We start from the raw sequence: 14934 nt of genomic DNA on the forward strand, positions 1-14934 counted from the left end.
TTCTTGAGGCGCGGAGTTCGGATCGCTGTGGATCCCGGCAGCACCAGGATCGGGGTCGCGCGGTGCGACCCCGGCGGCATGCTCGCCACGCCGGTGGAGACCGTCCGCCGCGGCGACGGCGATCTCGACCGGATCGCCGAGCTCGTGCTCGAACACGAGGCCCGCGAGGTCGTCGTCGGCTACCCCGCTTCGCTCTCGGGCGAAGCGGGCCCGTCGGCGCGCCGGGCGCGGTCCTTCGCCGAGACGCTGTCCCGCAGGCTCGCGCCCGTGCCGGTCCGGCTGGTGGACGAGCGCATGACCACGGTGACCGCTCAGGACCAGTTGCGCTCCGGCGCCTCCTACGGCCGCCGCGGCGTCGCGGGCGGTAAGGCGCGGCGCTCGGTCGTCGACCAGGCCGCGGCCGTCGTGCTGCTGCAGAGCGCTCTGGACGCCGAGCGTCAGAGCGGCCGCCCGCCCGGTGAGACCGTCGGGGGAGATTCATGAGCGACCGAGCCCCCTACGACGGCGGCGACAACGGGCGGCGCGGGCGCCGCCGCGCTTCCGCACCCGTCGACGACGACCGCGGGAGCGGCCCCTCGTCCGGCGCCGGCTACTACACCGACCCGCACACCGACCCGGTGCGCGCGGCGCGCGACGGCGGCTCGGACGACCCGCCGACCGACCCGGGGCGCCGGGGCGGGGCCCCGGGCGTGCCCGGCCCCGGTGGTGAACCGGCGCCCGCCGATCGGGGCGACGCCCGGACCGCCCGCCCCCGCGGGCGCCGGCACCGCGCCCCGGACGCGGACGGCCCCGGGCCGTCCGCCGGGCCGCCGCAGCAGGCGTCTCCCGAGGATCCCGGCCCGCGCTCCCGTCGCCGCAGGGCCCGCTCCGATCAGGACGCCGAAGAGCACTTGGCCTGGAGCCGCGGCGATTCCGGCGACGAGGACGGCGGTTTCCAGCCCGTGCAGCCGCGGGCCCTGGACTTCGACGCCGTCCCGGTGCGGCGCAAGCGTTCGCGCGGCGCGGAGCCGGGGGAAGGGGCGCGCGGAGCCGGGCGCAGGCGCTCCGGCGACACCGGATCCGTCCCCGCCGTACCCGAGCAGGGCCCCGAACGCGGCGGGGCCGACGGCGGGCGCGGGGCCGGGCCCGAATCGGGCGGCCTCGCGGCGGTCGAAGATACCGGCACCGGGAGCGGAAGCGGCGCGGATCCCCGCGGGGGCCGCAGGCGCCGCCGCGGCGACGCCGCCGAGGACCCGCGGGGGCGCCCCGCCGGGGCCGCCTCCGCCCCGTCGCACGAGGCGGAGGCCGAGCCCGCCCCGCCGCGCCGCTCCCGCCGGGCTCCGGCCGAGCCGGGCCGCGACCGGCGGAAGAGCCGGCGCGCCCCGGCCGAGGAGCCCGACGACGCCGGTTCCGGCTTCGGAGCCCAGGACGGAGCCGAAGACGAGGACCGCGAACCGGTCGGCGAGCCCGGCCGTCGGCGCGCGCGCACCGGCGGCCGGGACGGGGGCCGCTCGCGAAGCCGTCGTCCGCGGGCCGCGAAGAAGCGCACACGCCGCCGCACGTTCCCGGTCGTGCTGGTGTGCGTGGTGCTGGTCGCCGGACTCGCCGGGGGCGGCTACCTCGGCCGCACCTACCTGTTCCCGCCCGACTACGAGGGCGAGGGAAGCGGCGGTGTCCGGATCACCGTCGCCGAGGGCGCCAGCGGCAGCGCCGTCGCCAGCGAACTCGCCGACGAGGGCGTGGTCGCCGGCCCGCGGGCGTTCCTCAACGCGCTCGACGCCGACGGCGGCAATCTCGAACCCGGCACCTACCGGATGAACGAGCGGATGAGCGGCGAGGCCGCCGTAGCCGCGCTCATGGACCCCTCCTCCCGCGTTAAGGCGCACATCACCTTCAAGGAAGGGCTGCGCTCCTCGGAGATCCTCACCCTGATCTCCGAGGAGACCGACATCCCCATGGAGCGGCTGCGCGCGGCGCTGGAGAACGGCGAGCAGTTGGGGCTTCCCGGATACGCCGAACAGGGAGCGGAGGGCTACCTCTTCCCCGACACCTACGACATGCCGGCCGACGCCGGCGCGCCCGCGCTGCTCAAGCGCATGGTCGACCGGTACCACCAGGTGGCCGAGGACGTGTCGCTGAAGGAGAAGGCCGACGAGCTCAACCTGACGCCCGACGAGGCGCTGTCGGTGGCGGCCGTGGTCCAGGCGGAGTCCGGCTCGGCCGAGGACATGCCCAAGGTCGCCCGCGTCGTCTACAACCGGCTGCAGGACGGAATGCAGCTGGGCATGGACAGCACCTGCTTCTACGTACTGGACGAGTACGGGATCGCGCTGACCAGCGACCAGGTCGAGAAGTGCGAGAACAGCGGCAGCGAGTACGCCACCTACGGCCGCACGGGCCTGCCGGCCGGGCCCATCGTCAGCCCGGGCCGTGACGCCATCGAGGCCGCGCTGGAACCGGCCGAAGGCGACTGGCTGTACTTCGTGGCCACCGACCCCGAGAACGGGGTGACGGAGTTCGCCGAGACCTACGACGAGTTCGCGCAGCTCAAGCAGGAGTTCGAGCGGAATCGGAGCGATGCGTGATGCGGGCGGCGGTCCTGGGTTCCCCGGTGGGCCATTCGCTTTCCCCGGTGCTGCACACGGCCGCCTACGCGGCGCTCGGCCTGGCGGGGGAGTGGTTCTACGGGTGCTTCGAATGCGCCGAGGACGGGTTGGACGGTTTCGTGAAGGGCTGCGGCGACGGTTGGGCGGGGCTCAGCGTGACGATGCCGCTCAAACACGAGGCGCTGCGGCTGGCCGACGAGGCCGAACCCGTCGCCCGCGACGTCGGCGGAGCCAACACCCTCGTCTTCGGCAGCGGGCGGCTGCTGGCCTTCAACACCGACGTCCACGGGATCGCGGCCGCGCTGCACGAGGCGGGGGTCGAGCGTGTATCCGCCGCCGCGGTACTGGGTGGCGGCGCCACCGCGGCCTCCGCCGTGGCGGCGCTCCGCGACCTGGGCGCGGATCCCGGCGGCGTCACCGTTCTGGCACGCGATCCCGCGCGGGCCGCCGGCGCCGTGGCCGCGGGTGAGCGGATGGGCATGCGGGTCGCCACCGCGCCGCTGGCCGAGATCGGGGCGCACCTCGACACCGACGTGGTGGTCTCGACACTGCCCGCGGGCGCCGGCGACGCCTACGCCGAAGCGGTCGCCGGCTGCGGGGCGGCCGTGTTCGACGTGGTCTACAGTCCGTGGCCGACCGCGCTCGCGGCGGCTTCCCAGGCGGCCGGGCGCACCGTCGTCGGCGGCTTCCCGATGCTGCTGCACCAGGCGGCGCGCCAGGTCGAGCTGATGACCGGTGCGGAGTCCGCACCGGTGGAGGCGATGCGCACCGCCGGTCTCGCGGAGCTGCACCGCCGTACCGCAGCCGGAGCCGAGCGCTGACCGGGGTTCCATCCGGCGACCTCTGGCCGGACCCCCGGGAAACGGCGGTGCGGGGCCGGGCGGCGCGAAGCGTCTCCGGTCGGGCGCGGGCGGCGAGCGGGAATAGTGCCCCTCCGCCCGATGTTCGACGAGTCAGACTGCGGGTGTCACCCGACGACGATGACGGAGTGCAGCGGAACTGCTGGTACGATGGGAACCTGACCTGATCCGGTGCATCGCGCACCGGACACGCGTAAGCGGAGGCGGATCCTCCCACCCGCCGGGGCAAACCCCGTCCGGGTTCCGGTCGGCGGCGCACACGGTGCGCTGTCCGGCGTCGCCGGTTTCGGCGGCGGCGCGGCGCAGGGGCGGTGGGACCGTCCCGATGGATGCGGCGCGTCTCGGTGGATCACCCCGCTTGCACACCGCCGGCGGGGTTTTCGTTTTTCGGTTCCGTTCAGAGCCGGGTGACCCCCCACAAAGATTCTCGACAATGCTAGGGAGGGGTCCCATCAGCGCTGAGCAGCCCCGCATCAATGACCGCATCAGGGTAGCCGAGGTCCGGCTCGTCGGTCCCAACGGCGAGCAGGTCGGTATCGTGCCTGTGCAGGACGCACTGCGTCTCGCCGAAGAGGCGCAACTCGATCTCGTCGAGGTCGCGCCCACGGCACGCCCGCCGGTCGCGAAGCTGATGGACTACGGAAAGTACAAGTACGAGTCCGCGGTCAAGGCGCGCGAGTCGCGCAGGAACCAGTCGAACACGATCATCAAGGAGATCAAGCTCCGTCCGAAGATCGACCCGCACGACTACGAGACCAAGAAGGGTCACGTCGAGCGGTTCCTCAAAGGCGGGGACAAGGTCAAGGTGACGATCATGTTCCGCGGTCGCGAGCAGTCCCGCCCTGAGCTGGGGCGCCGTTTGCTGGGCCGGCTGGCCGAGGACGTCTCGGATCTCGGGGCGGTCGAGTCGCAGCCCAAGCAGGACGGCCGCAATATGGTCATGGTCCTCGGGCCGCACAAGCGCCGGTCCGAGAACAAGGCCGAGGCTCGCGGCGGCGGCGGGAAGTCGCGGCGCGAGCAGCCCAAGCAGGAGCAGGAGCAGGCCGGCCAGGGGACCTGACGCCGGCGGATCAGGCCGGGCGTGCAGCGCCCCGGCACGTTGGTGCAGCGCGGTGTACCGCCGCTCGCCCCACCGGGGAGGCGGAGGTGCGCCGCAGTATGCCGATGTGCTGTGTGCAGACCAGTCGTGCCGCCGGTGGGACCGGCGGCATTCGATTGAGAACTGAGACTGAGTAGGAGACGACGGCGACTATGCCGAAGAACAAACCCCACAGCGGGGCCAGCAAGCGCTTCCGTGTGACCGGCTCCGGCAAGGTCATGCGCCGCCGTGCGAACAAGAACCACCTGCTCGAGCACAAGGCGAGCAAGCGCACCCGCCGCCTCAGCAGCGACGTCGAGCTCGCCCGCCCTGACGCCAAGAACATGAAGAAGCTGCTCAGCTAGAGGCTGAGTTTCGTTCCGTCCGATCCGTCCGGCCGGATCCCTCCGGCTTAGGGCACCGCGCACCCGAGCCGATCGGGATCGCGGCGGATGCCGACGCCAACCCACAAGGGAGTCACAGTGGCACGCGTGAAGCGGGCTCTCAACGCCAAGAAGAAGCGCCGGGAAATCCTCGAGAGCGCCAAGGGGTACGAAGGTCAGCGTTCGCGCCTGTACCGCAAGGCCAAGGAGCAGTGGCTCCACTCGAACACCTACGCCTACCGCGACCGCAAGGACCGCAAGGGCCAGTTCCGCAAGCTGTGGATCCAGCGCATCAACGCCGGCGCCCGCGCCAACGGCCTGACCTACAACCGGTTCATGCAGGGCCTCAAGCTCGCCGGCATCGACGTCGACCGCCGCATGCTCGCCGAGATGGCCGTCAACGACGAGCAGGCCTTCGGTACGCTCGTCGCGACCGCGAAGAACGCGCTGCCCGCGCAGCCGCAGTCCTCCGCGGCCTGAACCCCCGACGGATAGCACGACGCGATGGCGAGCCACGAGTTCACGAGTGCCAGGTCCCCCCGCATCAAGGGGGCTCGTCGGCTCGCCAAGCGCGCCTTCCGCCGGCGTGAGCGCCGGTTCCTGGCCGAAGGGCCGCAGGCGGTACGCGAGGCGATCGCCGCGCCCGGACGGGTGCACGAGGTCTTCGCCACCGCCGAGGCCGCCCAGCGCCACGCCGACCTCCTCGACGCCGCCGACGCGCACGGCGCCGCCGTCCACCGGGTCACCCTCGAGGTGATGACCGAGATAGCGCAGACGGTCACCCCCCAGGGGCTGCTGGCCGTGTGCGACTTCGTCGACGTCGAGCTGGGCGAGATCGGCCCCACCCGGCTGGTGGCGGTCCTCTCCCACGTGCGCGACCCCGGCAACGCCGGAACCGTCGTGCGTACCGCCGACGCCGCCGGCGCCGACGCGGTCGTCTTCACGGACGCGTCGGTCGACCCCTACAACGGCAAATGCGTCCGCGCGTCGGCGGGGAGCCTGTTCCACCTGCCCGTCGTCGTGGGGGTGCCCGTCGCCGAAGCGGTGGGCCGCCTGCGCGGAGCCGGCGCGCGCGTGTTCGCGGCCGACGGCGGCGGCGAGCGCGATCTGCACGGCGCCGCCGACACCGGCGAGCTCGACGGCCCGGTCGGCTGGGTCTTCGGCAACGAAGCCTGGGGCTTGCCGGAGGAGACCGTCTCCCTCACCGACGGCGCCGTCGCCGTGCCCGTCTACGGCGGCGCCGAGAGCCTCAATCTGGCCACCGCCGCCGCCGTATGCCTGTACACCACAGCGCGCCAGCAGCGCGGCGCGGCCGCCGCATCGGGCCCCGCCCCGCGTTATGCGGCAGAGGCGTAGTTGTGCGGTCGGCGCATAGCGGCTACCCGCAACGCGGGTAGGACCGCCAGAGCGGACCAAGGGCCCTGGTGAGGCGTCCCCGGATCCGGTAATTCCGGCCTATGCCCAGCTTCTCCCGCGTTCTGCGGGTTGCCCGTATCCCCGGTGTTGCCGATACGCTCAAGCCCTCATCTACGGGGCGCCGGCGCAGCGCGGCGGGACCGCTCCACGGCCGTCGGAGCCGACGCCCCGGAGCGTAGCCGGCGAGGACTGCGGGTAATGATCCCCGGCGGGGCAGTCACATCAGGGCGTGGGGAGGCGGTCGTGGGCGGCGACCAACCAGGGCAGCACAGCGACGCGGAGCACGTACGCACGGTGCCCGTGTTTTCGGCCGAGGACCTTCCCGACGGCCTCGTCGTCGCCGACAGCGAGGGCCGCATCGTCACGTTCAACCGCATGGCCCAGCGGCTCGCCCGCGTCGCGCCCGACGACGCGCTGGGGCGCGACTTCCGCGACGTCCTGGCGCTGCACGACGCCGACGGCCGCGACTGGTGGAAGTGCAGCGACCCCTACGGCGGCCTGCGCACCCGCACCCGCCAGCCCGAGCGCCCGCTGTTCCTCGCCGACGGCCGCGAGATCCTGGTCGCCGCGCGCTACATCCGCGACACCGCCACCGGCGACCTGACACAGCTGGTCGTCACCCTGCGCGACGCCTCGCACCGCGCGCGCGGCGAACGCAGCCGCGCCGACCTGGTCTCCACCGTCGCCCACGAGCTGCGCTCGCCGCTGACCAGTGTCAAGGGCTTCACCGCGACTCTGCTGGGCAAATGGGAGCGGCTCACCGACAAGCAGAAGATGTTCATGCTCGAAACGGTCAACGCCGACGCCGACCGCGTCACCCGGCTGATCACCGAGCTGCTGAGCGTCTCGCGCATCGAGTCCGGCCGGGTCGAGATCCGCAAGCAGGTGGTCGACCTCTCCGAGCTGGCACGGACGCTCATCGCCGGCCGGGTGGCCGCGGGAGAACCCGCCGACCGCTTCCGCCTGGAGGTGCGGGGACCGCTGCCCGAACTCTGGCTGGATGCCGACAAGATCGGCCAGATCATGGCGAACCTGCTCGAAAACGGGGTACGGCACGGCGCTGGTACCGTCACTGTTGTGATCGAGCCGTACGAGGACGGTGCCGTTGTGTCGGTACGCGACGAAGGCAAGGGCATCGCGCCCGACGCCGTTCCGCGTGTCTTCCGGCGGTTCTGGCGCACCCGGCGCCGCGGCGGCACCGGCTTGGGACTGTTCATCGTCAAAGGGTTGATCGAGGCCCACGGCGGCGAGATCACGGTCGGGCGTGCCCCCAGCGGCGGCGCCGAGTTCCGATTTACCGTGCCCGCCGGCGCCCCCGAGTTCGCGTGAGCGCACTCGGGAGCGGCCGCGGCGGGCGGTTTCTTCCCAGGTCCCTGTCGGCTTGAGCCCACGCACAGCGCTGGGCCGTGACGGCCGCCCCCGCCCACGCGGGCGCGGGCGGCGAGGCGAACATCCATGTCTGCACCCAACAACCAGTACGATCCGGTCGAAGTGACCCCTCTGCATCCCGACGAGGTCGCCCGGATGCGCCAGGAGGCTCTCGCGGCCATCGCGGCGGCCACCACGCTTGACGAGCTCAAACAGGCGCGCTTGGCCCACGCCGGCGACCGCTCGCCGCTGGCGCTGGCCAACCGCGAGATCGGCGCGCTTCCGCCCTCGGCCAAGGCCGACGCCGGCAAACGGGTGGGCGGCGCCCGCCGCGAGGTCGGCGAGGCGCTCAAGCAGCGCCAGACCGAGCTGGAACAGGAGCGCGACGCCCGCGTCCTCGTCGAAGAGGCCGTCGACGTCACCCTGCCCTCCGCCCGGCTGCCCCGGGGCGGGCGCCACCCGGTGACCACCGTCGCCGAGCGCATGGCCGACATCTTCATCGGCATGGGCTTCGAGGCGGTCGAGGGCCCCGAGGTCGAAGCGGAGTGGTACAACTTCGACGCGCTCAACTTCCTGCCCGACCACCCCGCCCGCACGATGCAGGACACCTTCTTCGTCGAGTCGCCCTCCGGCGGGGAGTCCGGACTGGTGCTGCGCACGCACACGTCGCCGGTGCAGGTGCGCGCCCTGCTGGAGCGCACGCCGCCGGTCTATGTCGTCGCGCCCGGAAAGACCTTCCGCACCGACGAGCTGGACGCCACGCACACGCCCGTGTTCCACCAGCTCGAAGGCCTGGTCGTGGACGAGGGCATCACCATGGGCCACCTGCGCGGGGTCATCGACGCCTTCGTGGAGAACATGTTCGGCAGCGGACTCGGCACCCGCTTCCGGCCCTCCTATTTCCCCTTCACCGAGCCCTCCGCCGAAGTCGACATGCAGTGCTTCGTGTGCCGGGGCGCGTCGGTGGGCGACCCCGCCAACCCCTGCCGCACCTGCTCTTCGGAGGGGTGGATCGAGGTCGGCGGGTGCGGCGTGGTCAACCCGCGCGTGCTGACGGCGGCGGGTGTGGACACCGGCCGCTACAGCGGTTGGGCCTTCGGCCTGGGCGTGGAGCGGACCCTGATGTTCGCCCGCGGAGTGGAGGACATGCGAGACATGGTCGAGGGCGACATTCGGTTCACCTCGGCGTTCGGGATGGAGAACTGATGCGCGTCCCCGTTTCCTGGCTCAACGAGTTCACGGACCTGCCGGAAGGGGTTTCGGGCCGCGAATTGGCCGAGAAGCTCATCGCCCTGGGGCTGGAAGTCGAGACCGTCGACCGTGTCGGCGCCGACATCAGCGGCCCGATCACCGTGGGGCGGGTGCTGTCCGTCGAAGAACTCACCGAGTTCAAAAAGCCCATCCGCTACTGCCGGGTCGACGTCGCAGCGGCCAACGGCAGCGGCGAGCCGCAGAACATCGTCTGCGGCGCCCGCAACTTCGGCGAGGGCGACCTGGTCGTGGTCGCCCTGCCCGGCGCCGAACTGCCCGGCGGCTTCGCCATCGGCGCCCGCACGACCTACGGCAGGGTCTCCGAGGGCATGATCTGCTCCGCCGCGGAACTGAACCTGTGGGAGGACCACACCGGCATCGTCGTGCTGCCCGGCGGCAGCGCCGAACCCGGCGACGACGCCTATGCGCTGCTGGGACTGCGCGAGGACGTGCTCGACATCGCCGTCACGCCCGACCGCGGCTACGCCCTGTCGGTGCGCGGCGTGGCGCGCGAAGCGGCTACCGCCTACGGCACGGACATGCGCGACCCGGCCCGGGTGGAACCGGCCGGGAGCCCGGGGGCGGGATACCCCGCCGCGGTCGCCGACCCCGCCGTGTGCTCCAGCTACGTCCTGCACGGCGTCAGCGGATTCGATCCCGAGGCGCCCACGCCGATGTGGATGAAGCGCCGCCTGGCGCTCGCGGGGGTGCGCTCGGTCTCACTGGCGGTGGACGTGACCAACTACGTGATGCTGGAAGCGGGGCAGCCGCTGCACGCCTGGGACCGCGCCGCGCTGCGCGGGCCGATCGAGGTCCGCCTGGCGCGCTCGGGCGAGAAGCTGGAGACCCTCGACCACGTCACGCGCGCCCTGGATCCCGACGACATCGTCATCGCCGACGACTCCGGGCCGATCAACCTGGCGGGCGTCATGGGCGGTGTGACCACCGAGATCGGCCTGTCCTCGACCGACGTGCTGGTCGAGGCGGCCCGCTTCGCCGAGACCCACATCGCCCGCGCGGCACGCCGCCACCAGCTCTCCTCGGAGTCCTCGCGGCGCTTCGAGCGCGGCGTCGACTCCGCGCTGCAGATCGCCGCCGCGACGCGCGCGGTGCGGCTGCTGGCCGAACTGGGCGGCGGGACGGTCGACGGGGGATTCACCCGCATCGCCGACGATGCCGCCTCCGCGCCGCAGCCGATCGTGATCGCCGCCGATCTCCCCGACCGCATCGCGGGCGTCGCCTACGGGCGCGACCGCACCGCCGCGGTGCTGGAGCGGGTCGGCTGCACCGTCGATCCGGAGGCGGGCGGCGCCGAGCTGCGCGTCACCCCGCCGACATGGCGGCCCGACCTGACCGACCCCAACGACCTCGCCGAAGAGGTCATCCGCGTCGAGGGCTACGACGACATCCCCTCGATCCCGCCGCGCGCGCCGGCGGGGCGGGGTCTGACGCCGAGCCAGCGGCTGCGGCGCTCGGTCGGTCGGCGCCTGGCCGCCACCGGCTTCGCCGAGGTGTTGAGCTATCCGTTCATGGGCGAGCGCGACCTCGACGGCCTGCAGGTCGAGGCCGAGGATGCCCGCCGGAGCGCGCTGCGGCTGTCCAACCCGCTCAGCGAGGACGAGCCGCTGCTGCGCACGACGCTGCTGCCGGGGATGCTCAAGACCCTGGTGCGCAACGTGGGCCGCGGTTTCCACGACGTCGCCCTCTTCGAGATCGGGCTGGTCTATGCGCCGCGCCCCGGAGCGCCCGAGCGCGCGCCGATGCTCCCGGTCGACCGGGGCCCCGCGCCCGAGGAGCAGGAGTCGCTGGCCCGGGCGCTGCCCGAGCAGCCTCGCCGCGTGGGCGCGGTGCTGGCGGGCGACCGCGAACCCGCTACCTGGCAGCGTCCCGGGAGCCCGGCCACCTGGTCCGACGCGATCGAGGCCGCCCGGGACACGGCCCGATCGGCCAACGCCGAACTGATCGTGCGGGCGGCCCGGTACGCGCCGTGGCACCCCGGCCGCTGCGCCGCGCTGTACGTGCGTGTCGACGGCGCGGAGCGGCTCGTGGGCCACGCGGGTGAACTGCACCCGCGTGCAGTGGCGGCCTACGGGCTGCCGGAGCGCACCTGCGCCATGGAGGTCGATCTGGACACGGTCGAGGCGGCCGGGGGCCCGGTGCGTGCGCCGGAGGTCTCGGGCTACCCGGTGGCGCTGCAGGACGTAGCGCTTGTGGCCGCCGACGGCGTCCCGGCCGCCGAGATCGAGGACGCGCTGCGCACGGGAGCGGGCGAGCTGCTGGAAGACGTGCGCCTGTTCGACGTCTACACCGGTGAGCAGGTGGGTGAGGGCCGCCGCTCGCTGGCCTACACGCTGCGGTTCCGCGCTCCCGACCGCACGTTGGCGGCCGAGGAGATCGCCGGGGCACGCGAGGCGGCTGTGGCGGCGGCGGCCGAGCGGACCGGAGCGGTGCTGCGCGGCTGAGGCCGGCGGCTTCCGGAAGCCGCCGGCGCCACTGGCTCTGCGTATCGGCCCCCGCCTTTGTCAAACATCCGAAGGGCGGGGGCCGACGCACCTTTCTCAGAAGATTTTCCCCTTGTTTTCCCAGGTCATGAGTTTGAAGGCAGTCTCAGGTCAAAGGTAGGATGAATGTCTCCGGTTAATTCGGGGATTATTCTGAGTTTCGTCTCTTGAAGACGGTCGGTCTCAGAACTTAACCTGCAGTCACCTGCCGCGATCCGGGGTCCCGGGGCACTCGCGGAACAGCTGTTTCTTTCGGCGTTTGCGTGTCCGCACGCACAGCTCGGCTCGGAGGTCGCTCTATGACCGAAACAGTGGTTTCGTACGCGCGCACACCGATGGAGCGGCTCGAACCCAGCCGCTTCTGGCACACTTTCAGCGATATGAACGCGGTGTCCCAGGGGCCGAAGTTCGTCGTCGAACAGGCCGAGGGCGCCTGGCTCTGGGACGACAACGGCGACCGCTTCCTCGACGGCACCGCGAGCCTGTGGTACTGCAACGTCGGCCACGGGCGGCGCGAGATCGCCGATGCCGTCCACCGGCAACTGACGACGCTGGACGCCTTCGCCGTCTACGGCGACTTCGCCAACCGCCCCGCGTTGGAGCTGAGCGAGCGCCTGGCTTCCCGCGCCCCCGTAGTCGACCCGCGGGTGATCCTGACCTGCGGCGGCGGGGAGTCCATCGAAACCGCCGCAAAGCTGGCGCGCCGCTTCTGGTCCGCTCAGGGACGGTCCGGCAAGCGGCACCTGATCAGCCGCGCCGGCGGCTACCACGGCCTGCACGGCATCGGCACCGGCCTCATCGGCATGGACCGCTTCCGTACCGGCTTCGGCCCGATGGTCGAAGACGCCTCGGTGGTGCCCCACGACTCGGTGCGGGCGCTGGAAGAGGAGATCCTGCGCGTCGGTCCCGAGAACGTCGCCGCGTTCTTCGCCGAGCCCGTCATCGGCGCCGGCGGGGTCTGGGCCGCCGACACCGAGTACTTCGCAGGCGTATCCGAGGTATGCCGCCGCCACGGCGTGCTCTTCGTCGTCGACAGCGTCATCTGCGCCTTCGCCCGCATGGGCAACTGGTTCGGAATCGAGCGCTACGGCGTGCGCCCGGACATGATCGTCTTCGCCAAGGGCGCCACCAGCGGATACCAGCCCCTGGGCGGAGTCATCGCCAGCGGCGAGGTCGCCGAGCCGTTCTGGAACCGCCCCGGCAACCCGTTCCACCACGGCACCACCTACGCCGGCCACCCCACCTGCTGTGCCGCCGCGTCGGCCAACATGGACATCCTCGAGCGCGAGGACCTGTTCACCGTCGCGATCGAGCTCGAAGCCCAGCTCGACGCGGCGGTGCGCTCCCTGGCGGACCACCCGCTGGTGGCCGACGTCCGGTCGGGCACCGGGGTCATGGCGGCGGTCCAGCTCACCGAGGAGGCGCTGGGCGAGCGCGGCATCACCACCGCCGAGGTCTTCGCCGAGGCCCGTGCCCGCGGCGTGATTCTGCGGGCGATCCCGCACTCCCTGCTGATCTCGCCGCCTCTGATCATCACCTGGGAGCAGATCGACCATCTGGTGTCGACCCTGCGCTCCGCGCTCGACGCGGTCGCCGAGCGCCACCAGTGACGCCTCGGCGGGCCGGGCTGGGGCCCGGCCCGCCTCGTTCGGCAGGGGCGCCTCCGCGGTGGCGCTCCTGCCGGGGTGCCCCAGGGGAACGGCCAATCGTTTAACGCGAAAGATATTTCTTCGGTAGGCTAATTTGTGTCGTGGAGGTCGATGAGAGCGGAGGCGGACCGGTGAGCGCGAACGCGGACGGCGGGGCCGGCGCGGACGGCCCGAGCGCCGTCACCGACGACGAACTCATCACCGCCTGGGGGCTGCTGGTCGAGGCCCACAACGAGACGTCGCCGCTGCTGCTGCGCGGTGTCGACCCCAGCGGCGGGGACATGTCCGGCCCGTGGTTCGAGGTTCTCATCCGGCTGCAGCGCTCGCCGGAGAACCGGCTGCCGATGAGCGTGCTCGCCCGCGAGGTCAGTCTCAGCAGCGGAGGATTCACCAAACTGGCCGACCGCCTGGAGCGCCAGGGCTACTTGGTGCGGACCTCCTGTCCGGAGGACCGCCGCGTCGTCTACGCCGAACTCACCGCCGAGGGCCGCGCGTTCGCCGAGAAGGCACGCGCCCAGCACGTGGTCCTGCTGCGTGAGCACGTGCTCGGCCCACTCGGCGAGGCCGGCGTCCGCGGCATGAGCGAGCTCGCCCGCCTGCTGCGCGACAGCTCCCGCGACGCCTGACGGCCGCCCCGTCCGGCCGGGCTCGGCCGCAGCGGAGCCCGACAGGGCGGCCCGCACCTTTCGCTTCGCCGGAACCGCCGGCCGCGCTCAGGCGGCAGCGACCTCAGTTGCATAACCTTGCAACCTGATGCATGATAGTTCAGAGATGGCGGAGGGGTGCACCACAGGGGGCGACTATGGGATACACGGCGGCCGTCGCCGGAGCCAGCGGCTATGCCGGAGGGGAGCTGCTGCGCCTTCTGCTGGACCACCCCGAGATGGAGGTCGGTGCGCTGACCGCCGGGGGGAGCGCCGGCAGCCGGCTCGGTGAGCACCAGCCGCATCTGATGCCGCTGGCCGACCGGGTCCTGGCCGAGACCACCGTCGACACCCTGGCCGGCCATGACGCGGTCTTCCTCGCACTGCCGCACGGGCAGTCGGCGGCCATCGCCGAGCAGCTGGGCCGGGACGTCCTCGTGGTCGACTGCGGCGCCGACTTCCGCCTCACCGACGCTCGGGCGTGGGAGCGCTACTACGGCACCCCCCACGCCGGCACCTGGCCCTACGGCCTGCCCGAGATGCCCGGCGCCCGCGCGGCCCTGGCCGGTACCCGCCGCATCGCGGTCCCCGGCTGCCACGTCGCCACGGCCACACTGGCGCTGATGCCCGCACTGGCCCGGGCGCTGGTCGAACCCGACGCCGTGGTCGTCTCCGTCACCGGCACCTCCGGAGCCGGAAAGGCCCCCAAGCCGCACCTCATGGGCAGCGAGACCATGGGGGCGGTCAGCCCTTACGGCGTCGGCGGCACCCACCGGCACACCCCCGAGATCGTGCAGAACCTCTCGGAGGCCGCCGGCACCCCGGTGACACTGTCCTTCACGCCGGTACTCGCCCCCATGCCCCGCGGGATCCTCGCCACCTGCACCGCGCCGCTGCGCGACGGCGCCACCGCCGAACGCATCACCGCCGCCTACCGCGAGCGCTACGCCGACGAGCCCTTCGTGCACCTGCTGCCCGAGGGCACCTGGCCCAGCACCGCCATGACACTGGCCGCCAACAGCGCGCTCGTCCAGGTCACCGTCGACCCCGACGCCGGCCGCCTGGTCGCGGTGGCCGCGTTGGACAACCTCACCAAGGGCACCGCCGGCGGCGCCCTGCAAAGCGCCAACATCGCCCTGGGACTGCCCGAGGACAGCGGACTGCCCGTCACCGGCGTCGCGCCCTAGGGCCGCTTCGAC

13 protein-coding genes are annotated in these 14934 nt (G+C 72.7%); all 13 read left to right on the forward strand.

Annotated elements, in window-relative coordinates; genetic code table 11:
• Window positions 1–3: 3 nt before the first annotated feature.
• On the forward strand, window positions 4–483 hold the full coding sequence (gene ruvX / locus HNR25_RS21395) for a Holliday junction resolvase RuvX (RefSeq protein ID WP_184638091.1): 480 nt from the start codon (window positions 4–6) through the stop codon (window positions 481–483).
• Complete coding sequence (gene mltG, locus HNR25_RS21400; protein WP_184638093.1) at window positions 480–2564, forward strand: endolytic transglycosylase MltG; 2085 nt, start codon at window positions 480–482, stop codon at window positions 2562–2564. Before ruvX ends, mltG begins: the two co-directional genes overlap by 4 nt.
• Entirely contained in the window at window positions 2564–3406 is an 843-nt protein-coding gene (locus HNR25_RS21405; protein ID WP_184638095.1) for a shikimate dehydrogenase, read from the forward strand. Before mltG ends, HNR25_RS21405 begins: the two co-directional genes overlap by 1 nt.
• A gap of 472 nt (window positions 3407–3878) precedes the next feature.
• The gene (gene infC, locus HNR25_RS21410; protein ID WP_184638097.1) at window positions 3879–4505 is read left to right on the forward strand and encodes a translation initiation factor IF-3; all 627 of its coding nucleotides are present in this window, start codon (window positions 3879–3881) and stop codon (window positions 4503–4505) included.
• Window positions 4506–4696: 191 nt separating this feature from the next.
• Window positions 4697–4888 (forward strand): 50S ribosomal protein L35, encoded by a 192-nt coding sequence (gene rpmI, locus HNR25_RS21415; RefSeq protein ID WP_184638099.1) that lies wholly within the window; start codon window positions 4697–4699, stop codon window positions 4886–4888.
• Between the two features lie 117 nt (window positions 4889–5005).
• Window positions 5006–5386, forward strand: a complete 381-nt coding sequence (gene rplT / locus HNR25_RS21420) for a 50S ribosomal protein L20 (protein ID WP_184638101.1) — start codon at window positions 5006–5008, stop codon at window positions 5384–5386.
• A 24-nt stretch (window positions 5387–5410) separates the two neighbouring features.
• Window positions 5411–6262 carry a TrmH family RNA methyltransferase gene (locus HNR25_RS21425; protein ID WP_184638103.1) on the forward strand — a complete coding sequence of 284 codons (852 nt, stop codon included), beginning with the start codon at window positions 5411–5413 and terminating at the stop codon, window positions 6260–6262.
• A 258-nt stretch (window positions 6263–6520) separates the two neighbouring features.
• Window positions 6521–7651, forward strand: coding sequence for a sensor histidine kinase (locus HNR25_RS21430; RefSeq protein WP_184638105.1), 1131 nt, complete (start codon window positions 6521–6523; stop codon window positions 7649–7651).
• Window positions 7652–7777: 126 nt separating this feature from the next.
• Window positions 7778–8896 (forward strand): phenylalanine--tRNA ligase subunit alpha, encoded by a 1119-nt coding sequence (gene pheS, locus HNR25_RS21435; protein WP_184638107.1) that lies wholly within the window; start codon window positions 7778–7780, stop codon window positions 8894–8896.
• Window positions 8896–11403, forward strand: coding sequence for a phenylalanine--tRNA ligase subunit beta (gene pheT / locus HNR25_RS21440; protein WP_184638109.1), 2508 nt, complete (start codon window positions 8896–8898; stop codon window positions 11401–11403). The genes pheS and pheT overlap by 1 nt, the downstream gene beginning before the upstream one ends.
• Before the next feature lie 419 nt (window positions 11404–11822).
• Window positions 11823–13052, forward strand: a complete 1230-nt coding sequence (locus HNR25_RS21445) for an aminotransferase family protein (RefSeq protein ID WP_184639657.1) — start codon at window positions 11823–11825, stop codon at window positions 13050–13052.
• 170 nt (window positions 13053–13222) lie between these two features.
• Window positions 13223–13717 carry a MarR family winged helix-turn-helix transcriptional regulator gene (locus HNR25_RS21450; RefSeq protein WP_184638111.1) on the forward strand — a complete coding sequence of 165 codons (495 nt, stop codon included), beginning with the start codon at window positions 13223–13225 and terminating at the stop codon, window positions 13715–13717.
• A gap of 176 nt (window positions 13718–13893) precedes the next feature.
• Window positions 13894–14922 (forward strand): N-acetyl-gamma-glutamyl-phosphate reductase, encoded by a 1029-nt coding sequence (argC, locus tag HNR25_RS21455; protein ID WP_184638113.1) that lies wholly within the window; start codon window positions 13894–13896, stop codon window positions 14920–14922.
• Window positions 14923–14934: the final 12 nt, after the last annotated feature.

This window comes from Streptomonospora salina, from assembly GCF_014204715.1.
Classification (GTDB): domain Bacteria; phylum Actinomycetota; class Actinomycetes; order Streptosporangiales; family Streptosporangiaceae; genus Streptomonospora; species Streptomonospora salina.

Coding starts and splice junctions, on each gene's coding strand:
- mltG (WP_184638093.1), top strand. CDS start 480: ATGAGCGACCGAGCCCCCTACGACGGCGGCGACAACGGGCGGCGCGGG.
- HNR25_RS21405 (WP_184638095.1), top strand. CDS start 2,564: ATGCGGGCGGCGGTCCTGGGTTCCCCGGTGGGCCATTCGCTTTCCCCG.
- infC (WP_184638097.1), top strand. CDS start 3,879: ATGCTAGGGAGGGGTCCCATCAGCGCTGAGCAGCCCCGCATCAATGAC.
- rpmI (WP_184638099.1), top strand. CDS start 4,697: ATGCCGAAGAACAAACCCCACAGCGGGGCCAGCAAGCGCTTCCGTGTG.
- HNR25_RS21425 (WP_184638103.1), top strand. CDS start 5,411: ATGGCGAGCCACGAGTTCACGAGTGCCAGGTCCCCCCGCATCAAGGGG.
- HNR25_RS21430 (WP_184638105.1), top strand. CDS start 6,521: ATGATCCCCGGCGGGGCAGTCACATCAGGGCGTGGGGAGGCGGTCGTG.
- pheS (WP_184638107.1), top strand. CDS start 7,778: ATGTCTGCACCCAACAACCAGTACGATCCGGTCGAAGTGACCCCTCTG.
- pheT (WP_184638109.1), top strand. CDS start 8,896: ATGCGCGTCCCCGTTTCCTGGCTCAACGAGTTCACGGACCTGCCGGAA.
- HNR25_RS21445 (WP_184639657.1), top strand. CDS start 11,823: ATGAACGCGGTGTCCCAGGGGCCGAAGTTCGTCGTCGAACAGGCCGAG.
- argC (WP_184638113.1), top strand. CDS start 13,894: ATGGGATACACGGCGGCCGTCGCCGGAGCCAGCGGCTATGCCGGAGGG.